Origin of the sequence: Pseudomonas arsenicoxydans (assembly GCF_006438915.1) — a bacterium.
In the GTDB taxonomy this organism is placed as follows: domain Bacteria; phylum Pseudomonadota; class Gammaproteobacteria; order Pseudomonadales; family Pseudomonadaceae; genus Aquipseudomonas; species Aquipseudomonas arsenicoxydans_A.
On sequence record NZ_RCZE01000010.1, the window covers coordinates 243,799 to 267,482 of the forward strand.

Below are 23,684 nucleotides of genomic sequence, written 5' to 3' on the forward strand. Positions count from 1 at the left end.
TCCTCTTCAGTTCGCAGTGCCGGGCAGAACCCGGACGCTGGCAAAGGTCTTGTCATCGAAATTCGCACCCAGCGACGCCGCACGGACGTGCAAGTACCACGCGCCGTTCTGGTCCAGGGTCACCGGGGCTTCATAGATGCCGTTGCCCACTTCGAGGGCCGCGACCTCCTGCGCCCGCGACGTCGGGGCGCGGAAGTAACGCACCTGAACATCCTTGACCCCGCTGCGATGGGTCTTCTGCTGGCCCTGGACGATGCGAAAGCGCACCACGTAAGGGCTGCCAAGGGCCGCCGTGGCCTTGTCGAGCATGAACTCGACTTTGGGTACGCCGGGGTGTTGAGTGATTGATGGGTCAGGCGCAACCAACGCGGTGAAGCAATGAATGATGTTCGGTTGATTGAGCAGGAACGCCACGTCGAAACGCCCGGCCGGCGGCAATTTGATCCGCGCGCTGTACAGCCCCGGCTCGACCTCGCGCAAGCTGCGGTCGATGACCATCGCCGCCCGCGCCACTTGCCCGCGATTGGGGTAACCGGACATCGGTGCGTTCATGCCTTCAGCGTAGAAATAGGTAGTGTTGTCCACCGGGTTGACCACGAACACCGCGTTGTCGTCCCGCGACACCGCCAGGCTCGACGCCAGCGGCAGATCACCGGCCAGCCGTGGGGCTTGCGGTCCCGCTTCGAAACCCTGGCTGATCGGCGTGCGCCCCTGACCGAGCGACGACAGGTTGATCATCGTGACCTTGGCCGAGGCCAGTCCACGGACATAGGCATAGGCCTTGGTGAACACCACTTGATAGGGTTCGGCCGACACGTCCAGTTGATGGATCAGCGAGTCGGTGGCGGCGTCGATCACCGAGGCCTGGTTCTCCAGGGTGTTGAGCACAATGCCGAAGCGACCGTCAGCGCTGAAGCCCATCGGCCCCAGGCCCTGCTTCGCCTTGATCACCCGGCGCACCGCCAGGCTGGCGCTGTCGACCACGGTCACGGTGCCGTCCTGGCCATCGGCGACGTACACCGCCTGGGACAACGGCGAGTACGCCACGGACAATGGGTGCGAGCCGGTCTTGAGTTGCTTGCTGACGGTCAGGCTCGCGATGTCGACGATGCTCAAGGTGCCGTCGTCGCGGTTGGTGACGAAGGCAAAGCGGCTGTCCTTGCTGAAGGCGATTTCGTGATGCCCGGCCCCGGTGGCCAGGTGTTTGAGGGGCTTGAGGCTGCGGGTGTCAATGACCGTGACGCCGGACTCGTCGGCGGTCGACGCGTTGTTGCCGACCCACAGCAGACGTTCATCCGGTTGCAGGGCCACACGCACCGGGTTGCTGCCGGCGCTCACCGACTCCAGCAACTTGAATTGCTCGCTGTCGATCACAGCCACTTCCCCGGCAGTCGGCATCGAGACAAAGACTCGTTTGTTGTCCTTAGGGGTGACCCAGTCCATCGGCGGTTGTTTGAGGTCGATCCGGGCCATCGTGCTGGTAATGCCGCCCACCGACACCGACGGATCGACCACTGAAACGCTGGCATCACGGTTCATCACCAGCAGGAAATAGCTGTTCAGGTCGAGCAGCGGCCGCGCGCCGATGCTCGATTTGAGAAATACCCCAACCCGCGATTTGCAGCTTTTCTCACGGCCCTGGGCCTGGTCGGCGGCAACGGTTTCAGGGTCGAGCCAGGCGCCGGGATTGACGCCCGACAGCGGTTGGCCGGAAGTGCTGTCCTTGACCCGGAACTGCACGTCGGCAAATTCGCCTTCGCGCAGTACACCGTCCTTGGCCAAAGGCTTGACCTCAAGCGCCACCGAGACCCCGTCACGAGAGAGGTTCTGGCCGCTCCAGGTGTCCGGCAGGGCGACTTCGCTGAGCATGCTCGGCGGCACGGTGCGCCACACGCCCAGGCTGATCAGCGCAACGCCTATAACCAGCGCACCACTGGCGATTCTGATGGTCCTGTTCATCCCTCTCTCCCCTTCAGATCTGTGTCTGCCTACGAACGGTGAACCTGTGGCGAGGGAGCTTGCTCCCGCTGGACTGCGCAGCAGTCCCCTTCTTTTCGGGTGAAGAGGGGGGCCGCTTCGCGACCCAGCGGGAGCAAGCTCCCTCGCCACAATTGATTCTTCGCTCGTCCCTTCTCTGTACTGGCATGCCTTACGGTGCCGGCGCCGGTTCGGGTTCATTGGTCACTCGCAGCAACCCCCACAACCCGGCGGTATTGCCGTAGCCGGCGTAATCACGGAACAGGTAGTCGCCCGGTATCGCATTGCTGCCCCCGGCGCTCGGGTGCATGAAGCTGAAGTGCGCCGCCGGCAGGATGCTTTCGTGGGCGCCGATGTACATCGACATCGGGTTGTAGCCGAACCGCACCGAACCCACGCCGGGCGTACTCATCGGGTAACCGCCGGTATCGCTCTTCTCCGACTGGAACGGATTGACCGACCACACGTGACCGTCCAGCTGGAACGTCGAACCACGGCTGCCACCGGTGGGCATCAGGATGTGGGTACGGAATGGTTGCCCCGGTTTGGCATACAGCACCGGCGTCTGCGGATCGCCCCCCACCAGCGCGTTGCTGTAGGCCATGTGCGCGTTGGGCACGTCGCCATAACCGTTGCCGGCGGCGTGACCGAACGGCGCGTCCGGCGCCAGGCCGAAGCGGTACCACATCGGTTCGGTTTTATAGTTGATCGCCATGCTCGAGTTGTCCTGCGGATCGGTCGGCACACCCGCTTCCGAGGCAATGCCTTCCACCGGCCGGCCATTGGCCCAACGCATGTTCAGCGCCTTCTGCCAGACCATCGCAAAGTCGCGGTAGGTGGTTTGCCCTGGCGCGGTGACCGTCGCGTTGACCTTGCGCGCGTCCTCAACCCAGGTCGCGCCGATCGGCAGGATGCTCATCGCACCGCCCAGGCCTTTTTGTGGCTGCTTGATCACGTCCGCCGGGGTGAAATTCAATCCGCCGAACTCCACCGCCGTGGCGTTGATGTTGTCGACACTGCGCCCCAGTTGCGTAATCGGCTTGCCTTCACGCTCCAGGTGCCCGGCGTAGTACTGATAAGTACGCGTCGGGTACGCACCGCTGTTGCCAACGCGTGGCGGTACGGTCTGGATCGGGTTGGTGCCGACGTTGGTGCCGTCGGATTTAGTGATGTCGTACGCCAGCAGTTGGGCGTGCAAGCCCACCGTGCTGGACGGCCGCATCAGGTTGTTGCTGAAGGTGGTCGAACCTTCGCCACCGTTGCGGTCACGCTTGACCATGCCCATCACCGAAGCGGTCTGGACCAAGTCCGGCATCACGCTCGGCAAACGGTTTTCCAGGGTGATGTTGATGCAGTCACCGGCCGCCGCACGCAGCACCAGCGGTTCGACAGGGATACCCGGTTTCAGCTTGCCGGTGACCGGGTCGAGGTCGGACTTGCGCACGTACAGAATCGCGGTCGGGTCATGCAGCGGGCCGCTTTGCCCGCCGATGGTGAAGGTCGTCCCATCCTGAGGGTCGTTTACCGTGACCTGAGGAATGCTCACCGCACGGGAGTTGTACACCAGCGTACCGCCCGCCGGATTCAACGGCCCGCCAACATGCTGGCCGAGGCCCGCCGGGTCCGCCATGGACAGGTTCAGCGGATTGCCAAGGATGTCGTTGGCCAGCGCCGCGACCACTTCATAGTTGCGTTGCACGGTAGGCCGGGTGCCGATGCCATTGGGGTTGGCGCCAATCCGTGGGCAAGTGCCATCGAAGGCCACGGTGTTGCGCATGCCCGCCGGTTTCGGGTTGTTCGGCAGCGCGAACAGGTCGTTGCGTTGCGCGGTGTAGTTGCGCATCACGCCCCAGATTCCGCTCCAGTAACCTTCCAGGGACGCGTCCATCGAGTACAGATAATCCCCGGTGGTCGCCGACGAACTGGACAGCATCGAGACTGGCGCAATGAAGCCCATCTGCTCGGAGATCCCGATCATCTGCGACGAGCGCCAGCCAGAGTTGGAGCTGTTGCCGAAACCGGAGCCGCTTTGCAGCCACTTCACGCCGTGCAGGGTCACGTTGTGTTCTTCTTCATGACCGCCGGCATGCACCCGCAGCCGCACGTTGTCACCGGTGTAGGTGCGCAGCATCGGCGTGAACGGGTCACCCGGCTCCGCGCCGCCCTTGTTGATGTGCGGCGGGAACAGCGTGGTGCCGCCGGTGGGACCGGTGGCGGCAGTGACCAGGTTGGGCGCCAGGTTCATCGCCGGGATCGCCCGGTCGGTGCGGCTTTGCATGGCGTACGCCAGGTCGCCGCCGAGGCCGTCGGCCTGCATGCCGCGCTTGCCGTCCGGGCCGACCTTGTTCGGGTCGTACACCCGCAGGGCCAGCGGTTCGTTGCGGTAATTGACCACGAACATGCCGGGGTCATCCACCGAGATGGCTTGCGGGCACGGCCGGCTTGGGCAGCCAGGCGACAGCCCACCGCGGGCTTCAACCACCTGTTCAAGCAGCGTCGCGGCTTCCTTGCGCACCGGAGGGTTGATCGCGTAACGGAAGCTGTCGGCGGTGGCCGGGAAGGATTGCGCATCCGGCACGCCGTTCGGACCGGCGCCCACGTACACACCGGCTTCATAGGCATGCTGGAAGTCGCTGTATTCGAGGAAGAACTCACGGAAACTGTCGTTCTTGCCGTCGCCGTCCAGGTCACCCGTAGAAATCACCGCCTGCCACGAGGTTGGCCCGCCGTCCTGCCGCGCGCCGCTGTACAACGGCTCGCCGGTTTCGGCGTGGAACCAGGTGGAACCGGCCGGTTCTGCCAGCACGGTGGCGTACAAACCGATCTGTTGGTGCGTCGATGGGCCCAGGTGGTCGTGGGTGAAAATAGTCCCCAGGCCACGGTCGACGCCTTTGCTGTTGACCACCGGATCGACGAACCAGCGCTGCATCGCTGTGCGCGCGCCCACCCAGTCGGCCCGGCCATATTGACCAAAGAACGGATGCGCCTTGGCCACCGGGCACGCCGGCGTGCCGTCACGCGGGTCGGTGCCTTCGCACTGGTTGAACAGGCGAATCGCGTGGATGCGCTCTTGCACCGCACCGGGGGAAAGCACGCCGTCTTCATAGTTCCAGCCGTTGGCCGAGCCGTCGGCGGCAGTCAGGTCCCATTTCGGCAGGTGGATGTGTTGACCGATCACGTCGGTTGGCGTGCGCACCTGATAGTCGTCCATCTCGTAGATGGCCGGCACCAGGTTCGTTTGCTGGTACTGCACGCAGTCGAAGGTGTTCATGCGCATCACCAGCGGTTCTGGCGGACGCTGTTTGGTGATCACCGGCCAGGCGTCTTCCCACAGTGCCAGGATGCGCGCTTGCGGGAAGTGGTAGCCGACCTTGTTGTACACCGCGTCGAACTGGATGTTCGCCGCTTTATAGATGCGCGGACGGTCGGCGGTGAAGGTCGACGAACCGGTAAACGACAACCCGTCGATCCGTTCGCCGCTGTTGAACTCGCCGGTGCCGGCGCTGGCGGTCAGGCGTTTTTGCCGATCGTCCATGCACGGTTCGTAGTACGGCGCCCCCGCCATCGGCAACGCGCCGTTGGTGCGGAAGTTACGCGCCACCACTTGATTGCCCGGGAGCACGGCGAAGCTCGGGTGGTCCTTTTTGGCGTGGAACGCCATGGCCGCCTGTTCCACTTCGGTGCCTTCTTCAGGCATGTAAATCGGTTTGGCGCGGGTCACTTCCTTGGAGAAATCCAGCGACGTGGTGACGGTGTGCGCCTGACCACCCGAAGAGAACCCGTCCAGTGAGTGGCGCCCCAGACCACCGTCCCAACCACCGGACTGCGCCGGATCGAGGTTGGCCCACAAGGCATTGCCGCTGGTTTTCAGGGATTGCGCCTTGGCGGCGTCGAGCATGTCCAGCGGAGGGGTTGGCGGGCGTTGGCCGACCGAACTTTCCATGCCGCCGATCCAGAACGGATAGCCGGGGTTTTTCAGGCTGCCGTCGGCATTGCGGTTGGCTTCACTGCGATCCACCAGGGCCAGGGAACCGATGGCTTGAGCACCACCGCCACCGCCGTGATGTTCGCCGTCGTCATCGCCCTCCCCGTCGTCATCGTCATGACTGGCCACCAGGGTTTCGCTGATCTTCGGTACGACCGCGACTTTGCCCGGCATCGGCGCCATGGCTTTGCCCGGCAGCGGCACGACTGCCGGAATCGGCGTGCCAGCAATGATCTCGCCATCGGGCAAGGCCCGTGCACCCGCCGCCGGTTTACCGCTGCGCAGGGCGTAAGGTTCGCTGTGATAACCGTCGCTACCCTGTTGGGACACTTCCAGTTTGGTGCCCTCTTCAAACACATCGTGCACCCGCCACATGCTCCACATGCCTTGGGCAAAGTGCGGATAGAAGTGGCAGTGATAGATCGCATCGCCGGCCACGCGGTTGCGGTTGCCCGAACCACCGTTGGCGATTTCATAGGTGTAGCCGGCCCCCGGCCCGATGCCCTGGGCATCGACATAGTCGGAGTTATCGTCGTTGGGGTTGAACAGCCATTGATGGCCGTGCAAGTGGAAGATGTGCTGTTCGTGACCGTTGTGGGTGTTGCGGAATTTGACGAAGTCACCGATGTAGCTGTGGTTGACGTTGGCCGGCTCGGACGGATACAGCGCCATGGTCGCCTTGACCCCGACCTGATCGGCGCGCGGTGTTTCACCGGGACGGATATTTTCCAGGCCGACGTTGGCCGGTACGTCCACCAGCATCGCCACGTCCCCCACGGTGTGGGAGCTGAGGAAAAATTCTTCATAGGCACAGGACAGGCAATCGTGCATCGGCCCGACACCCAGTCGGTTGGCCACCACCTCGGCGCCCATGCCGCCGGAACCGTAGTTGATCATGAACGAGTCGCGGGTCGGCTCCAGCACGTGGGCCATTACCGGGTCCGCCCAATACGCCGGGAATGCCTGGGTCGCCGCCACTTCATCCTGGAACTGCGAGGCGAAATCGCGGAACGGTTCCAGCCGATTGGGCAGTGCCGGATTGCGTTTGCCGATGGCTTCCAGCGGATAGGTCGATGGCGGGAAGCTGCCGTCGGCATTGCTGCCCATGACGATTGCGTCGCTCTCGCTGGAGATGATTTCACTGCCGTCGACCATGCTGATGATCGGCGTGCCGGCCTTGCCTTCACGGATCCATGGCTCGCGCTGTGGGTAGCGCGCCTGGTAATCAACAATCGGCTGGCCGGCCGGGGTGCGGCCGCTGCTGGCCAGGCGCATCTCTTCTTCGGTCACGGTGTTGCGGTAGGACCGGCCGCCCTTGGGCACCACCACCACTTCGCCAAACAACCCGTTGGCAACGTTGCCCGCATCGCCTTCACCACCGAATGTGGCGCCACGGCTACTGGCGGCAAACGCGCCTTCACGCTCGGCGTACAGGGTGTAGGAACGCGTGGCGCCGGGCGGAATCAGCGTGTTGGCATTGCGCCCGGTGAAGGACGCAATGTCGTCAATGCTGTTGACCGCTTGCAGGCCGTTGACCTGGAAGCCGACATGGCGGTCAGTGACTTGCTCGTCGACCTTGAAGTCGTCGACATTGCCGACTTCACCTTCGACGTCGGTCTCTTCGTGCTTGCCGGGGTTGGCCTGATACGCCAGCAGGTTTTGCAGGTTGATCGTCAGGCAATCACCGGCGGCCACCCGTAGCACCAGTGGACGCGGACGCTTGTCGGGCCGCAACGAGACTTTGCCCGGCACCGCGGCGCCACCCTGTGCGAGGGACATGTTGTGATCGTCGACCACGTCGCGGCGCAGGGCGAACATCATGCCGTTGGCGTTCTGTGCGCCGAGGCGGTTGAACATCAGCGGCTGATCCAGCGCCACGACGTTCGCCACCAGATTGCGTTCGCAACGGGCGGCCGCGTCGGCCAGCTCGATGCCAAACAACGGCGCGAAAAACAACAGCAGGTTAACCAAGTGATGAGCGTTAGGTATGCCGGACATAATCACGGGCCTCGCATTGGGTGCTCACAGGGAACAATTCTCGACAAGTGCGCTGGAGCAATCCCCATGCCAAAAATAATTGTGTTTTTTATCAATAAATTACGGTGACGACTTGATAACTCGGGGGATATTCCCCACTAATTCCCCACTTTTCTGCCGGGGCCATCATTCCCCACTGTTGGGGGAACCGGCGCGGGTGTGCGATCACAACGGGGCATCCACGGCCAGGCCTTGCAAACGACGGTATTGGCGCAGGACATCCGGCACGTAGCGCTGGGTTTCGGCGAACGGCGGGATCACCCCGCCACGGCTGAGCACCGCTTGCGGCCCGGCGTTGTAGGCCGCCACCGCGAGGGCAATGTCGTTGTCGAACAAGGTCAACAGACGCTTGAGGTATTTGGCGCCGCCCTGGATGTTGGCCTTCGGATCGTAGACATCCTTGACCCCCATCTCGCGCGCGGTGTCGGGCATCAATTGCATCAGCCCGCCAGCGCCCTTGGCGGACGTTGCATCGGCGTTGTAATGGGACTCCGCGCGGATGACGGCGTGTAGCAGCGCCGCCGGAACTTCGTTGGCCTTGGCGGCCGCCGAGACCAGCTCCGCGTAGGGCTGCGCGGCGATCATCTGCGGTTGCTGATCGAGGCTGACGACCGCCGCGGTGGGCTCGTGAATAACCCGTTCATAGGTGCGGCCCGGGCGGTGAACGTTGGACAAAACGTAGCCGCCCTTGGCGTCCACGGAAACGAAGACATCGGCCTGTGCGACGCTGGTCAACAGCAAACATCCGAGCAATCCAGTGGTGAGTGTTTTCATTGTTCTACCTCCCCTGGCCGGCCCCGAAAATTGGGGGTAATGCCCCACTGGCCGATCGTTAATCAGCCATACGCAAGCACTGTGCCGTAAGCGTGAAAGGCCGTAGCACGGGCGGTTCAGAAGGTTGCCCAAGGCTTTGCATGGCAATTGCATAAGCCTTTATTGCGACCCTTCTGCCGATTGTGTGAGGTCATCATGAATCAACGTCTGTGCTGTGCTCCGCGTACGCAACGCGGGTTCACCCTGCTCGAACTGCTGGTGGTGTTGGTGGTGCTGGGGCTGTTGGCCGGCATCGTTGCGCCGAAGTATTTCGCCCAACTGGGCCGTTCCGAAGTCAAAGTCGCCAAGGCGCAAATCGAGGGCCTGGGCAAGGCGCTGGATTTGTATCGCCTGGAGGTCGGCCACTACCCGTCGACCGAACAGGGCCTGCAGGCGCTGGTCACCGCGCCGAGCGATGAGACGCACTGGACCGGCCCTTACTTGCAGAAAAAATTGCCGCAGGACCCTTGGGGCCGTAACTACACCTACCGCTATCCCGGCGAAAACGGTGAGTACGATCTGCTGTCCATGGGCAAAGACGGGCAGCCCGGTGGCGAAGGCGAAAACGCCGAAGTCACCAGTTGGCAATGACGGGGGAAGACCATGCGCTTTCATCTCAAAGCCGTGGGCAAGGCCGGCGTGGTCTCGATCACCGTCGAGGCCCCCGGCCACAGCGAAGCCCGGCGCATCATTGAAGACCAGGGCTTACGGGTGGTCAGCCTGCATGCCGAGCGGCACTGGCGTGCTTTGCGTCTGCAACAGCGAGAGACCTTCAACCTCGTGTTGTTCAGCCAGGAACTGACCACCTTGCTCAATGCGGGTCTGCCGTTGATCGATGCGCTGGAAAGCCTGGCCGAAAAAGAAAGCGCACCACAGGCCCGCAAAACCTTGAGTGAGCTGGTGCGCTTGCTCTACGAGGGCAAATCGTTCTCTCAGGCGCTGGGTCAGTTGTCAGCCGTATTCCCGCCTTTGTATGTGGCGCTTGTGCAGTCCAGCGAGAAGACCGGCGCCGTGGGCGAAGCCCTGGGCCGCTATGTCAGCTATCGCCAACGCATGGACGAGGTTCGGCAAAAAATCGTCAGCGCATCGATCTACCCCATGCTGTTGCTGGTGGTGGGCGGTGGCGTGGTGTTGTTTTTGATGGGCTACGTGGTGCCGCGCTTCAGCCTGGTGTTTGAAGGCCTGGGCTCAAACCTGCCGTGGCTGTCGCAAGTGTTGATGACCAGCGGGATGTTCCTCCACGCGCATCAGGGTGAATTCTTCGGCGGGTTGCTGGCGATCATCGTCGCCCTCGCCTTCCTCCAGCGCCAACCGGCCTTTCGTCGGGGCGTGGACCGTCTGATCGAAAAACTCCCGGCGATCCATAAACGCATCTTCATGTATGAACTGGCGCGCTTCTATCGTTCGCTGGGGATTTTGCTGCAGGGCGGTATTCCCCTCGTCACCGCCATGGGCATGGTGCGCGGCCTGCTCACTGTGGCCTCGCGCACGCGGCTGGACGAAGCCTGCGAACGGGTGCGCGAGGGCCAGTCGCTGTCGGCCGCGCTTGAGCTTAATCACCTGGTGACACCGGTGTCCCTGCGCTTGCTGCGCGCTGGCGAGCAGTCCGGCAACCTCGGGCAAATGATGGAGCGCAGTGCCGACTTCTACGACGAAGAAATCAGTCGCTGGCTCGAATGGTTTGTCAGGTTGTTCGAACCACTGCTCATGACGTTTATCGGGTTGTTGATCGGGGTCATCGTGATCCTGATGTACATGCCGATTTTCGAGCTTGCCTCAAGCATTCACTAAGGCTCTGGAACGGGGCCGAGCGCTGCGAAGCATTTTTTATCGACGTTCCAACTGAATAAATCCGAACCCGGAGGTGTTCACCTATTGAATCGAGCAGCACGTTGCATTGTTCATCAACGTTCCAACCCTGAAGAAAACGGAGAACGACATGCACATCAACAAGCTTTTACTGGCAGTAGCTATTGGCGCGGTCTTGTCGGCGTCCACCGTATTGATACCGGACAGTTTGTCCAGTATGTCGACCGCTCAGGCCAAGGATGGTGGCAGTGGAGGCGGAGGGGGCGGTGGCGGTAGTGGCGGCGGTGGCGGAGGTCATGGCGGCGGTGGTAGTGGCGGCGGTGGCGGCGGAAATGGCGGCGGCGGCGGTGGCAATGGCGGCGGTGGCGGCGGCAATGGCGGTGGTGGCGGTGGCAATGGCGGTGGCGGCGGTGGCAATGGCGGTGGTGGCGGCGGCAATGGCGGTGGTGGCGGCGGAAATGGCGGCGGTCACGGCGGAAGCGGCAGTGGCGGCAACAGTGGCAGCGGCGGCAATAGCGGCAGTAGCCACAGCGGTAGCGACCATGGACCGGGCAATGCCGGTAATACAGCCTCCTCCAACTCCGGGCGCAGTGGCACGCACGCCGAAGCTGGCGACGATCATGGCGTCCATGCCAATGGCGAAGTAGGCGATGACCATGGTGTTCATCGTTCCGGTGAAGTGTCACACAACCAAAATGGCGTTCATCGCTCAGGTGAGGTGTCACATAACCAAAATGGCGTTCACCGCTCCGGTGAAGTGTCACACAACCAAAACGGTGTTCATCGCTCCGGGGAAGTGTCACACAACCAAAACGGTGTTCATCGCTCCGGTGAAATCGGCGATGACCATGGCGTACACGCCAATGGTGAAGTCGGCGATGACCGCGGTGTCCATGCCAACGGCGAAGTCGGTGATGACCGTGGTGTCCATGCCAACGGCGATGACAAAAGGACCTGATACCCCTTAAACCCGGGTCACCACACATCAACTGTGGGAGCGGGCTTGCTCGCGAAGGCGGTGGATCATTAAGCATGGACGTCACCTGACACACCGCCTTCGCGAGCAAGCCCGCTCCCACACTAGACCCTGTGGGCTGCTCGCTACAGGCCAACTTCAGTCTGATCCAGCCGTTCGCGCAAAAACTCGATCAACGCTTGCACCGGGCGCGAACTCTGGCGGTGCTGCGGATAGACCGCTGACAATCTCAACGGCTCAGGCCGAAACACGTCCAGCACCGGCACCAGCCTGCCGTCCTTCAAGGCTTCGCCGACGATAAACGTCGGCAGGTAAGTAATCCCCATCCCGGCAATCGCCGCGTCCTTGAGCAACTCCCCATTGTTGACCCGCATCCTGCCCGTGACATTGACGGTCAGCGGTTTGCCCTGCCCTTCAAAACGCCATTGCACCTGGCGACTGTGGCCATAGGGCAGGCAGTCATGGCCGTGCAAGTCTTCGGGTCTGAGCGGCGTTCCACGTTCGGCCAGGTACGTCGGGCTGGCGCAGTACACACGCTGGATAGACGCGATGCGTCGCGCGATCAGCGTCGAGTCTTCGAGAATGCCGATACGCAACGCCAGGTCATAGCCCTCACTGAGCAAGTCCACCGGGCGATCGCTCAGGTCCACTTCCACGGCGACATCACGATAACGCTGCAAGAACACCGGCAGCAGACACCCCAAATGCGCGACCGCAAACGACAACGGTGCGCTGATGCGAACGGTGCCGCGTGGCTCGGTGGTCTGCCCGGCAATACTCTGCTCCACCTGTTCGACCTCGCCAAGCAGGCGCAAGGCTGACTCGTAATAACTCTGCCCCAGTGGGGTGACGTCCAGCCGCCGGGTCGAGCGATTGAGCAAGCGCACGCCCAGGCGCTCTTCGAGTTGCATCAAACGCCGGCTGACGAACTGCTTGGACAGCCCCAATTGATCAGCCGCCGCGGTGAAGCTGCCAGAGTCCATGACCTGGCAAAAAATACGCATATCTTCGAACGGGTTCATTGTCACGCTCTGGTTGACAGTCAAACACTTTATAGCCGCTTTTTCGCTTATCGGCATCCTATTAATCTGTGTCCACGGTGTTGCTGAGGCCCGAACCACAGCGCCAACAGCAACCTGGACCTTCGGTAATCAACTTCTAACTAAAAAGGATTTACCCATGAACCTCGTCAAAAAAACCCTGACCGCGTCCCTCCTCGCCCTCTCCATCGGCAACGCATTTGCCGCCGGCAGCCCAGGTGTCGAACACAACACCCAGGCTTTCCTCGAGGCCCTCGCCGCCGGTGGTGGCAAGCCGCTTGAGCAGATGAGCCCGAAGGATGCCCGTGCAGTGCTGACCGGTGCACAGAATTCGGTAAAGGTTGATCTGTCGGGTGTGGACGTCAGCGACCGCGCCATCAAGGTCGATGGGCAAACCATCAACCTGAAAATCGTGCGTCCAGCGAAGGTCAAAGGCGAATTGCCGGTGTTCATGTTCTTCCACGGTGGCGGTTGGGTATTGGGCGATTACCCGACTCACCAACGCTTGATCCACGACCTGGTGGTCGGCTCCGGCGCTGTCGCGGTGTATGTCGACTACACACCGTCGCCGGAAGCGCACTACCCGACTGCGATTAATCAGGCCTACGCCGCGACTCGTTGGGTGGCCGAGCATGGCAAGGAGATCGGCGTCGACGGCAAGCGTCTGGCTGTAGCGGGCAACAGCGTCGGCGGCAACATGGCGGCCGTTGTCGCACTGATGGCCAAGGAACAGAAAACCCCGGCGCTGCGCTTCCAGTTGTTGATGTGGCCAGTGACCAACGCCCGGTTCGACACCGGTTCGTACCAGCAATTTGCCGAAGGCCACTTCCTCACCAAAGGGATGATGAATTGGTTCTGGGACAGCTACACCACCGACCAGACTGAACGTGCGCAGATCCATGCCTCGCCGTTGCAAGCCAGCGCCGAACAGCTTAAAGGCTTACCCGCCGCATTGGTGCAAACCGCCGAGTTCGACGTGTTGCGCGATGAAGGCGAAGCCTATGCCCGTCACCTCGACGCGGCGGGTGTTCCAGTCACGTCCGTGCGCTACAACGGCATGATTCACGACTTCGGCCTGCTCAATCCACTCAGCCAGATACCGGAAGTGAAAGCCGCGGTTCGCCAAGCGGCACTGGAACTCAAGACTCATCTGAACTGAGTCCCCTTAAAGGAGCCTGCCCTCGTGCAGGCTTTTTCCTGTCTGCCCTTTTGAAAACGGAGTTTCCCCATGTCCTTTGTCCTGGGTCATCTGCTGGCGTGGAGCGCGGTGTTGTTGGTGATCGACGCGCTGCTCTGGCACCTCGCGCCGTTCAACCATCGCGTCACGCGGGTCGGCGTGCGCCTGGCGCTGTTCCTGATGTTCAGCGCGCTGGTCATCAACGCCGGTGTCAGCCCGTTGCAGGCACCGCTGTTTGCCGAGGACCGGGTGGCGCAGTTGGGCGCCACGGCGCTGGGTATTCTCTGGTGGCTTTACGCCGCGCGCGTGCTCACCGAAGTCATCGGCCTGGTGTTGATGCGCCGTGTCGGTCACAGCGGTCGATTGTTGCAGGACGTGATTGGTGCGCTGGTGTTTCTGATCGCCATCGTGGCGGCGGCCGGTTATGTGCTGGAACTGCCGGTGAAAGGTTTGCTGGCGACGTCTGGCGTCGTCGCCATCGTCGTCGGTCTGGCGCTGCAAAGTACCTTGAGCGATGTGTTTTCCGGGATCGTGCTCAATACCACCAAGCCGTATCAGGTGGATGACTTTGTGGTGATCGACGGTGTTGAAGGCAAGGTGCTGGACATCGACTGGCGCGCCACGCACCTGCTGACCAGCGCCGGCACCACAGCGGTAGTGCCAAACTCGGTGGCGGCCAAAGCAAAAATCGTCAATCTCAGCCGGCCAAGCAACATGCACGGCGTGTCGATCAGCATTCAAGTGCCGAACAACATCCGCCCGCGCCGGGTGCTGGACGCACTCGACCGCACGCTTCAGGGCAGCAGCAGTTTGCTGCTCAACCCGGCCCCCAAAGCCGTGCTCAAAGAGACTGGCGAAACCATGTCCGTATACGTGGCCAGCGGCTTTATCGCCGACCTGAGCAAGAAAAGCGAAGTGCGCAATCAATTGTTCGACCTGGCGCATCGGCACCTCGAAGCGGCGGGCATTTCACGGCAACTCGACGGCGTGATTGAACCGACAACCCGCGCACGGGCGTTGCTCGACGAGGTGAAAATCTTCCGTTCCCTGAGCGAGGATGAGCGCGATCAAATGGCCCGGTCGATGGTTGCGCAGCAGTACGCGGCCGGTCAGGTGGTGCTGGACGTCGGCGAAGTTCCGGACAGCTTGATGGTCATCGCAACCGGTGTGGTCAGCGCGACCGTGCCGGACGGCGCAGGGCACACCGAAGCCGGACGCATGGGCCCGAGCGAAGTGATGGGTGAACAGAGCATCCTCACCGATACGCCGTCCCAAGCGACCTTCACCACGTTGACCTCGTGCATCATTTACCGGATCGACAAATCGCTGACCCGCAGTTGCATGGAACAACGGGTTGAAGTGGGTCGGGCGTTGAACAAGTTGCAGGCAGTTAGGCAGCAGAACAGTCGGCTGGCGTTGATGGCCAAACCGCTACCGATCAAGAAAGGAGGGTTCCTGAGCTGGCTGCAAACACGTTAGGCAAACAGCATCTGCTGTTTGTGGCGAGGGAGCTTGCTCCCGCTGGGCTGCGTAGCGGCCCCATTTTTGTGAGCGCTGCGCACTCAAGCGGGAGCAAGCTCCCTCGCCACATGTACTGCATCAACTGCAGGACAGTGGGCAAAAAAATGCCCGCTCATTGCGGGCATTTTTTGTGCGGCGAGACTTACTTCGACGTCAGCACCGAGTAGCTGTTCATCAAATTGCGATAGTTCGGAATGCGCGGCGACAGCAAGTTCGCCAGGCCTTCCATGTCGTTGCGCCAGTCGCCCTGCAGTTCGCAAGCTACCGCGAACCAGTTGACCAGTTGCGCACCGGCCGCGGACATACGCGCCCACGCCGCTTGCTGCACGGTTTCGTTGAAGGTGCCCGAGGCGTCGGTGACGACGAACACTTCAAAGCCTTCCGCCAGTGCCGACAGTGTCGGGAAGGTCACGCAAACGTCAGTCACTACACCGGCGATGATCAACTGCTTGCGACCCGTGGCTTTGACGGCTTTGACGAAGTCTTCGTTGTCCCAGGCGTTGATCTGGCCTGGACGCGGGATGTACGGCGCGTCCGGGAACAGCTCCTTGAGCTCCGGCACCATCGGGCCGTTCGGGCCGTTTTCAAAGCTGGTGGTGAGGATGGTCGGCAGTTTGAAGAACTTGGCCAGGTCCGCGAGGGCCAGCACGTTGTTCTTGAATTCGTTGGGCGAGAAATCCTGGACCAGCGAAATCAGGCCGGTCTGGTGATCGACCAACAGGACAACAGCATCGTCTTTGTTCAGGCGTTTATACGGAACGTTGCTCATGTGAAACTCCTCGATGGTTGGTTTTTACGTCGAGCGCCGATGCAGTCCATCGGCGCTTTTTATGATCGTCAGAACGCGAAGCATGAGCAGCCAAAGGCGCCCCAGAAACCGGCAAAATCGCTGACCGGCGCATTCGACAAACGCGCCTTTTCATGGCTGTGGGCATGCACGCCGCACGGCCCGCTGCAATGGTGAACCTGCGCCTGCATCGGCGAGGTCGGACGCCAGTGACCCGGCACCTTGACCACCGGCGACCAGTCCGGCAGTACCGGCACGCTGGCCGGTCCGAGTTTTTCGAAGTCGCCGGCGGCGTACACCACCTTGCCGCCGACCACGGTCAGCACAGATTCAATCCACTTGATCGCTTCCTCGTCGACGCTGAAAAAGTCCGCGCTCAACGCCGCCACGTCCGCCAATTGGCCGACCTTGATCATGCCTTTCTTGCCCTGTTCGGAAGAGAACCAGGCGCTTCCATGGGTGAACAGCTCCAGCGCGGTCTGCCGGGACAGGCCTTCGGCATGCAGCTCAAGCCCTCCCACTGTCCGGCCGCTGACCATCCAGTACAACGAGGTCCAAGGATTGTAGCTGGACACTCGCGTGGCATCGGTGCCAGCGCCGACCGGTACACCTTCGGCCAGCATGCGCTTGATCGGCGGCGTCGCTTCAGCGGCTTTGGCGCCGTAACGCTCGACAAAATATTCGCCCTGAAACGCCATCCGGTCCTGAATCGCAATACCACCGCCCAGCGCCCTCACCCTCTCGATGTTCTGCGGGGTGATGGTTTCAGCGTGGTCGAAAAACCACGGCAGACCGTTGAACGGAATGTCGCGATTGACCTTCTCGAACACATCGAGCATGCGGCTGATCGATTCGTTGTAGGTGGCGTGCAAACGGAACGGCCAGCGCTGCTCGACGAGGTGGCGTACCACCGGTTCCAGTTCGTCTTCCATGGTTTGCGGCAGGTCCGGACGCGGTTCAAGGAAGTCTTCGAAATCCGCCGCCGAGAACACCAGCATTTCCCCGGCGCCGTTGTGCCGCAGGTAATCATCGCCCTGGTGCAGGGTCACGCTGCTGGTCCAGTTCTTGAAATCGGTCAGCTCTTCTTTCGGCTTCTGGGTGAACAGGTTGTAGGCAATGCGAATGGTCAGTTGCTGGTCCTTGGCCAGCTGCTCGATCACCTGATAGTCGTCCGGGTAATTCTGGAAACCACCGCCGGCATCGATAGCGCTGGTGAGGCCGAGGCGATTGAGTTCGCGCATGAACTGGCGGGTCGAGTTGACCTGATATTCCAGCGGCAGCTTCGGCCCCTTGGCCAGCGTCGAGTACAGAATCATCGCGTTCGGTCGCGCGACCAGCATGCCGGTCGGGTTGCCGTTGGCATCTCGGACAATTTCACCGCCCGGCGGATTCGGCGTATCGCGGGTGTAACCGGCAACACGCAGCGCCGCGCGGTTGAGCAAGGCGCGGTCGTACAAGTGCAGCACAAACACCGGGGTGTCTGGCGCGGCCTGGTTGAGCTCTTCGAGGGTCGGCATGCGTTTTTCGGCGAACTGGAATTCGTTCCAGCCACCCACCACGCGCACCCATTGTGGGGTCGGCGTACGGTCGGCCTGCTCTTTGAGCATGCGCAACGCATCGACCACCGAAGGCACGCCTTCCCAGCGCAGTTCGAGGTTGTAGTTCAAACCGCCACGGATCAGGTGCAAGTGCGAGTCATTGAGGCCGGGGATGACGCAGCGGCCCTTGAGGTCGATGACCTGCGTGCCCGACCCGCGCAGGGCCATGGCCTCGGCATCGGTGCCAACCGCGACAAAACGGCCGTCGCTGATGGCGACTGCACTGGCGAGCGGGTTTTCACGGTCGACGGTATGAAATTGGCCATTGAACAAAATCAGATCGGCGTTCATCGCGTTTCCTTGGGCTGAGTGGAATGAGAGAGCCAAGGCGCAAACAGACGCGTGGCCATCGGCATGAACAGGTACACCACCGAAACGACGATGGTCAGCGTGATCAGAAACGTGGCAACCACGTAGTTGGAGAGCAAGGCGTTGAGCTGCAGCAGCGGCCCCCAAATCAACGGCACCAGCAACGTGTGCGGCAGAATCACCAGCAACGTCACCACGGCTTGCTTCCAGCGCGGCGGCGGTGGCGAAGCGGTGTCGGTCGATGGCGCGAACCAAAATTCATTGACCGGGTTGACCTCGGTCTGGTCGCCGTCGGCCAGCATCGGCGTGGCCAGGTTGACCAGGTCCAGCCGTTGCGGCGAATCGAGCCAATGCTGCATGGCTTCGGTGGTGCAAAAGCGCAGCACGCAGGTGTACATGTCGAGCCCGGCGTTTTTACCGCGCATCACGTCCACGCCCAAGTGCCCTTCCTGCTGCCCGGCGATGCTGACGATATTGCGCAGCCACGCTTCGTAAGGCACCTCATAACCGGTCTTGACCCGGTGCTTGATGACCAGGGTCACGACTTCTTCAAAAGGTTTGGATTCAGGCATAACGCAACGCTCCGGTGAATCTGACATTGAGCGCCAGCCGACCGGGCCCGGCGATAAAAATGCTGGTGAACAGGATCAACAACAACCAGCCGAATTGCCCTTCTTCAAGGCTCCATTGCGGATGCACCACCACCAACGCCACCAGCAACACAGAAAAAATCGGCAGGCAGGCCAACCGCACCAGCAACCCGACGATGATCAGCAACGGGCACAGCACTTCGGCGAAAATCGCCAGCATCAGCGTCAGGTTGGCGCCGAGGTGGAAAGGGTCTTCGATGACTTGCAGTTGAGCGCTGTAGTTAAGCAGCTTCGGCAAGCCGTGCACCCACAACAGGAACAGGCTGGCGCTGACCCGCAGAAACAGCAGGCCCCAGTCCTGGACCCGCTCATCCCATTGCGCTGTGTTCATGGGCTACCTGCACAAATAAAAAACCACCGGCAACAATGCGCCGGGACGTTTTTCGATAATGCCGGTGTGGGGGCGGGGAAAATTGGATGGGTGTGCTCTTTTTGTGGATGAGCACAGATCTACGAAACGACACAGGTCCATTGTGGGAGCGGGCTTGCTCGCGAATGCGGTGTAACAGCCAACATCAATGCTGAATGACATACCGCATTCGCGAGCAAGCCCGCTCCCACAGGAGGCCGGTGAATGCCAGGGTGAATTTTGTCAGTCCGGGAGGCCGTCGAAATCAAGCCGGAATCGGTAAAGCCGCGGACATGAACTCGCTGATGCGCGAGCGCAACCAGCGCTCCGCCGGGTCGTTGTCATGCACCCCGCTCCAGGCCATCGACAACTGCGCCGCATCGATGGGAAACGGTGGATCCTCAGCGCGCAATCCGCAGCCTTCCACCAGCGCGCACGCGGCATAGTCCGGCACAGTGGCGATCATCTCGGTGCCGGCGAGCAAGGCGCGCAAGCCGCTGAACTGCGGCACGCCCAACACCACGCGACGGCTGCGCCCAAGCTTGGCCAGGTCGAGGTCGATGTTGCCGCTCAGGTCGCCGGAGAACGACACCATGGCGTGGGGCCGTTCGCAGTACTCATCCAGCGTCAGCGTGCCCGGACGCTTGTCCCCGCGCAGCACTTTGCAGGGAATATCGCGCAGCTTTTTACGCTTGGCGTTCGCCGGCAGGTCGGTGGTGTAGCTGACGCCCACGGAGATTTCCCCGGAGGCCAGCAGCGCCGGCATCAGCAGGTAGTTGGCGCGGCGCACCACGACCACAATCCCCGGCGCCTCTTCTTGCAGTTGCCGCAGCAATGGCGGAAACAAGCCGAACTCGGCATCGTCCGACAGCCCGATACGAAACACATCACAACTGGTCGCCGGTTCAAACTCCTTGGCCCGGCTGACCGCGCCCGAGATCGTGTCCATCGCCGGCTGCAACTCCTTGAGAATCGCCAGTGCCCGAGCAGTCGGCTCCATACCGCGCCCGTTGCGCAGCAACAACGGATCGTCAAACAAATCGCGCAATCGCCCCAACGCCGCACTGACCGCTGGTTGGCCCATGAACAGTTTTTCCGCGACGCGGGTCAGGTTCTTTTCGAACATCAGTGCCTCGAAAATCACCAACAGGTTCATGTCGACGCGGCGCAGATCATTACGGTTCATAAGCACGGTTCCCTTGTGTGTTGAGCCAGGCACGAAACGCTGAGACTTTACTCGATCAGCGGAACTTTGGCCGCACGTTTGTAAGGCCCGTATTCGACCGGCACCCATTGGAAGTGCTTGCCCTCGGCAGCAATGTGGCCGATGCCCGGAAACGGCAAGTGCGCTGCCGAGACCCATGTCTTGCTGGCGGCCGCGTCACTGAACACCTTGGCCCGGCTCTTGATCGCTTGCTGGCTGTTGACGTCAAAGCCGATCGACACTTCAGGGTGCTCGAATTGCACCGCCAGGTTATGCACCAGATCCCCCATGAACAGGATGCTCTGCCCCTCAGAGGTGAAACGGTACGTGGTGCTGCCGGGGGTGTGTCCGGTCTCCAGCGTGGCATCGACCACACCCGGCACGGGCGATTGACCGGCCTCGAACGTTTTGAAGCGACCCTGCGCAACGTAAGGCGCGGTGGAGTCCTGGGCGATTTTGAAATACGGCTTGGCACCCTCGGGGGCCTTGGCGATGGCCTGAGGATCGAGCCAGTAATCGGCCTCGGCTTTTGCCGCGTAGACCGTGGCATTGACGAACACCGGTTTTTGCGACCCGTCGACCAGCCCGCAGACGTGGTCCAGGTGCAGATGAGTCAACAGAATCACATCGACCTGCGACGGCTCATACCCGGCGGCTTTGATGTTGTCCGAGAGCATGCCGGCCGTTGCGCCGATGCACTGGCCGGCGCCGGTGTCCACCAGAATCAGCTGTTTCCCGGTGTTGATCAAAAACGCGTTGAACGCGGTTTGCACGCCAGGCGTTTCAATCGAGCGACGGGCCAGGAGTGCGCGAATCTGGCTTTGGGTCAGGCCCTTGAGCAGTTTCGGCGAGAGGTCGTTGTAACCATCGAACAACGCCGTCACTTCGTAATCGCCCACCGCCAGGCGGAAGTAGCCCGGCACTTGGGTGCCGACTTGCGCCGGAGCCTGCGCCGAGGAAATGCCGGATGCCAGTGCTACTGCGAGCCCCAGCGCGAAAACCAGAGAATGCTTCATGCCTTCACCCTTGATCAATTCAAAAAACGGCCACAACTAACGCCACCGGATGACGTTGATAGTGCAAGTACCGCGCCTCAAGAAATTGCAGCAATGTGCTGAGTTAGCACCTTTGCCGGGTTTGCGCGAGGACGGAATTAACAACGTTTAACTCGCCTGCCAACACCCCGCGGCGAAGAATGAAGCTCACCGACACGGACATTTGTCATGGCCCATTCTCAGCAAAACGTCGCCCGCGCGACAGTCACTGAATCGCCAAAGAAGACCACGGGCGGCCTGACTCCATGGCGCGAAAGCCTGGCGAAACAACTGATCCTCGACCGTCTCGATGAAACCGTCGAGGTCACTGAACTGGCACGGGCCTGCGCCCTCTCGCGCAGTCATTTCTCCCGCGCGTTCAAATGCAGCACCGGTTATTCGCCTCAGGACTGGATACGTCTGCAACGTATTGCACGGGCCAAGCAGTTGATCCGCGACACCGACTTGAGCCTCACGCAAATCAGCCTCGAATGCGGCTTCTGCGATCAGGCGCACTTCTGTCACATCTTCACCCGCAGCGAAGGCATCAATCCGTTTGCGTGGCGTTGCCGTATGGTGCGTTCACACCCACCCGCCTACACCCCTCAACTTCACGCGCAATAACGCCCAACGCTCTGTAGCCGCTTCCAAGCCTCAGCCATACCCTGTGGGAGCGAGCTTGCTCGCTCCCACAGGTCCTCGCTGTGGATCGGCAGCTACAGGGACCGGGACGCCCGTAGCAGCTTGGGTTTAGCCCTTGAGGAACGCCAGCAGATCAGCGTTGAGCTGATCCTTGTGAGTATCCGTCAAGCCATGCGGCGCGCCCGGGTAGATCTTGAGCGTAGAGCCTTTCACCAGTTTTGCCGAAGCGATGCCGGCGGCCTCGATCGGCACCACCTGATCCGCATCGCCGTGCACCACCAGGGTCGGGATGTCGAATTTCTTCAGGTCGTCGGTGAAGTCGGTTTCGGAGAAGGCCTTGATGCAGTCATAGGCGTTCTTGTGACCGGCCATCATGCCTTGCATCCAGAACCAGTCGATCATGCCTTGGGACGGTTTCGCGCCCGGCTTGTTAAAGCCGAAGAACGGACCGCTGGCGAGGTCGATGTACAGCTGGGAGCGGTCGACGAGGGACGCCTGGCGAATGCCGTCGAACACTTCAATCGGCAGGCCGCCGGGGTTGGCTTCGGTCTTGAGCATCAGCGGCGGTACCGAGGAGATCAGCCCGGCCTTGGCCAAGCGGCCCGTGCCGTGGCGACCGATGTAGCGCGCCACTTCACCGCCACCGGTGGAGAAGCCGAACAGCACCGCGTCCTTGAGGTCCAGCAACTCGATCAACTGCGCCAGATCGTCGGCGTAGTGATCCATGTCGTTACCGGACCACGGCTGGCTGGAGCGGCCGTGACCACGACGGTCATGAGCGATGACCCGGTAGCCCTTGGACGCCAGGAAGATCATCTGCGATTCCCAGCTGTCGGCGTTCAACGGCCAGCCGTGGCTGAAGACGATGGGCTGACCGGTGCCCCAGTCCTTGTAGTAAATCTCGGTGCCGTCGCGGGTGGTGAACGTTGTCATGGGCTATCTCCTTTGCGAGTGTCGGGGATGTATCAAATCGGTGAGTGGTTCATGCGTTCGGCCAGCCGCGCCACACGCTCGCCCAAGTGCGCGGCGGTGCAGCGGTCTTCGGGTGGCGGGGCCAGTTCGGGAGGTTGTTCGACATTGGATTGGGACATGGCACCGAGCGAGCTACCCAGGCGATTCATCTGCCCATCGAACACACCGGTGCCGGAGCGCGCCGGCAGCAGGTCGAGGCCGACCCAGATCATCGAATGCTGGGCGGCGAACACCGCCATTTGCAGCAAGGTGTTGAGCTTGTCGCCGCACAGGCTGCCGGAGTTGGTGAACCCGGCGGCCAGTTTGTCGCGCCAGGGTTGGGCCAGGTAAAACGCCGAAGTGGCTTCCATGAAGCCTTTGAAAGGCGCCGAGGCGCTGCCCATGTAGGTCGGGGAGCCGAAGATGATGGCGTCGGCGTTGTGCAAGCGGTCCCAGTGGTCGTCCACTTCCTCGACCGGGATCAACAGGCAGGTGCTGCCCAAGTGCCGTTCCACCCCCTGGGCCACGGCCTGCGCCATGACCCGGGTGTGCCCGTAGCCACTGTGATAGACCACCACCACATTGCTCATTGCGATGTCCTCATGACAATAAATCCCTGCTTAACTTCAATGCCAACACCCCCCCTGTAGGAGTGAGCCTGCTCGCGAAATCGGTCTATCAGCCAACGTTGTCAGTGACTGACACACCGCTATCGCGAGCAGGCTCCCTCCTACAGGACCGGTGGACGTTGAAGAACCAGAGTTTTGGGCGTAGACCAGACGCAGCACGAGTTAAACGTTGTTAATTTTCCCTGGCGCGCCAAAT

18 protein-coding genes and 1 pseudogene are annotated in these 23,684 nt (G+C 61.7%); 6 read left to right on the forward strand and 13 right to left on the reverse strand.

Translation table 11 applies throughout. From position 1 onward, the window contains the following. Positions 1-6: 6 nt before the first annotated feature. The 3 genes from EAH78_RS21465 to EAH78_RS21475 all read right to left on the reverse strand — a co-directional run bounded on the left by EAH78_RS21465 (position 7) and on the right by EAH78_RS21475 (position 8,773). A complete protein-coding gene (locus tag EAH78_RS21465) occupies positions 7-1,959 on the reverse strand; it encodes a YncE family protein (RefSeq protein WP_140669330.1) in 1,953 nt (650 codons plus the stop codon). A 190-nt stretch (positions 1,960-2,149) separates the two neighbouring features. Further along, positions 2,150-7,960: a manganese-oxidizing multicopper oxidase MnxG gene (mnxG, locus tag EAH78_RS21470; protein WP_140669331.1), complete on the reverse strand. Its 5,811-nt coding sequence runs from the start codon at positions 7,958-7,960 to the stop codon at positions 2,150-2,152. Between the two features lie 204 nt (positions 7,961-8,164). Further along, positions 8,165-8,773, reverse strand: a complete 609-nt coding sequence (locus EAH78_RS21475; protein ID WP_140669332.1) for a lytic transglycosylase domain-containing protein — start codon at positions 8,771-8,773, stop codon at positions 8,165-8,167. Between the two features lie 195 nt (positions 8,774-8,968). On the opposite strand from EAH78_RS21475, the gene gspG reads away from it, so the two are divergent. The 3 genes and pseudogenes from gspG to EAH78_RS33055 all read left to right on the forward strand — a co-directional run. Beyond that, positions 8,969-9,403 carry a type II secretion system major pseudopilin GspG gene (gene gspG, locus EAH78_RS21480; protein WP_059181132.1) on the forward strand — a complete coding sequence of 145 codons (435 nt, stop codon included), beginning with the start codon at positions 8,969-8,971 and terminating at the stop codon, positions 9,401-9,403. A 12-nt stretch (positions 9,404-9,415) separates the two neighbouring features. Next, positions 9,416-10,603 carry a type II secretion system F family protein gene (locus tag EAH78_RS21485; protein WP_140669333.1) on the forward strand — a complete coding sequence of 396 codons (1,188 nt, stop codon included), beginning with the start codon at positions 9,416-9,418 and terminating at the stop codon, positions 10,601-10,603. Between the two features lie 235 nt (positions 10,604-10,838). Beyond that, positions 10,839-11,378, forward strand: a pseudogene (locus tag EAH78_RS33055) (hypothetical protein); the annotation flags it as partial. Positions 11,379-11,420: 42 nt separating this feature from the next. On the opposite strand, the gene EAH78_RS33420 reads toward EAH78_RS33055, so the two are convergent. Next, the gene (locus tag EAH78_RS33420) at positions 11,421-11,552 is read right to left on the reverse strand and encodes a hypothetical protein (protein ID WP_430539945.1); all 132 of its coding nucleotides are present in this window, start codon (positions 11,550-11,552) and stop codon (positions 11,421-11,423) included. Positions 11,553-11,722: 170 nt separating this feature from the next. Then, positions 11,723-12,619, reverse strand: coding sequence for a LysR family transcriptional regulator (locus tag EAH78_RS21495; protein ID WP_140669334.1), 897 nt, complete (start codon positions 12,617-12,619; stop codon positions 11,723-11,725). 157 nt (positions 12,620-12,776) lie between these two features. Between EAH78_RS21495 and EAH78_RS21500 the strand changes: the two genes are divergently transcribed. Then, a complete protein-coding gene (locus EAH78_RS21500; protein ID WP_140669335.1) occupies positions 12,777-13,796 on the forward strand; it encodes an alpha/beta hydrolase in 1,020 nt (339 codons plus the stop codon). A gap of 69 nt (positions 13,797-13,865) precedes the next feature. Next, on the forward strand, positions 13,866-15,293 hold the full coding sequence (locus EAH78_RS21505; RefSeq protein ID WP_140669336.1) for a mechanosensitive ion channel family protein: 1,428 nt from the start codon (positions 13,866-13,868) through the stop codon (positions 15,291-15,293). A gap of 184 nt (positions 15,294-15,477) precedes the next feature. Here the strand turns inward: EAH78_RS21505 and ycaC are convergent, their stop codons facing one another. The 6 genes from ycaC to EAH78_RS21535 form a co-directional block, all read right to left on the reverse strand. Further along, positions 15,478-16,104 carry an isochorismate family cysteine hydrolase YcaC gene (gene ycaC, locus EAH78_RS21510; RefSeq protein ID WP_090182654.1) on the reverse strand — a complete coding sequence of 209 codons (627 nt, stop codon included), beginning with the start codon at positions 16,102-16,104 and terminating at the stop codon, positions 15,478-15,480. Between the two features lie 68 nt (positions 16,105-16,172). Next, positions 16,173-18,011 carry an amidohydrolase gene (locus tag EAH78_RS21515; RefSeq protein WP_140669337.1) on the reverse strand — a complete coding sequence of 613 codons (1,839 nt, stop codon included), beginning with the start codon at positions 18,009-18,011 and terminating at the stop codon, positions 16,173-16,175. Next, complete coding sequence (locus tag EAH78_RS21520) at positions 18,008-18,601, reverse strand: antibiotic biosynthesis monooxygenase (protein ID WP_140669338.1); 594 nt, start codon at positions 18,599-18,601, stop codon at positions 18,008-18,010. The genes EAH78_RS21515 and EAH78_RS21520 overlap by 4 nt, the downstream gene beginning before the upstream one ends. Then, complete coding sequence (locus tag EAH78_RS21525) at positions 18,594-19,010, reverse strand: DoxX family protein (RefSeq protein ID WP_140669339.1); 417 nt, start codon at positions 19,008-19,010, stop codon at positions 18,594-18,596. Before EAH78_RS21525 ends, EAH78_RS21520 begins: the two co-directional genes overlap by 8 nt. A gap of 283 nt (positions 19,011-19,293) precedes the next feature. Next, positions 19,294-20,214: a LysR family transcriptional regulator gene (locus EAH78_RS21530; RefSeq protein ID WP_140669340.1), complete on the reverse strand. Its 921-nt coding sequence runs from the start codon at positions 20,212-20,214 to the stop codon at positions 19,294-19,296. 47 nt (positions 20,215-20,261) lie between these two features. Beyond that, a complete protein-coding gene (locus EAH78_RS21535) occupies positions 20,262-21,248 on the reverse strand; it encodes an MBL fold metallo-hydrolase (protein WP_140669341.1) in 987 nt (328 codons plus the stop codon). Between the two features lie 207 nt (positions 21,249-21,455). Here EAH78_RS21535 and EAH78_RS21540 point away from each other — a divergent pair, with 207 nt between their 5' ends. Further along, a complete protein-coding gene (locus tag EAH78_RS21540) occupies positions 21,456-21,890 on the forward strand; it encodes a helix-turn-helix domain-containing protein (protein WP_140669342.1) in 435 nt (144 codons plus the stop codon). A gap of 126 nt (positions 21,891-22,016) precedes the next feature. Here EAH78_RS21540 and EAH78_RS21545 read toward each other — a convergent pair whose 3' ends face one another. After that, the gene (locus EAH78_RS21545) at positions 22,017-22,841 is read right to left on the reverse strand and encodes an alpha/beta fold hydrolase (RefSeq protein WP_140669343.1); all 825 of its coding nucleotides are present in this window, start codon (positions 22,839-22,841) and stop codon (positions 22,017-22,019) included. 32 nt (positions 22,842-22,873) lie between these two features. Beyond that, positions 22,874-23,449, reverse strand: coding sequence for a flavodoxin family protein (locus EAH78_RS21550; protein ID WP_140669344.1), 576 nt, complete (start codon positions 23,447-23,449; stop codon positions 22,874-22,876). Positions 23,450-23,684: the final 235 nt, after the last annotated feature.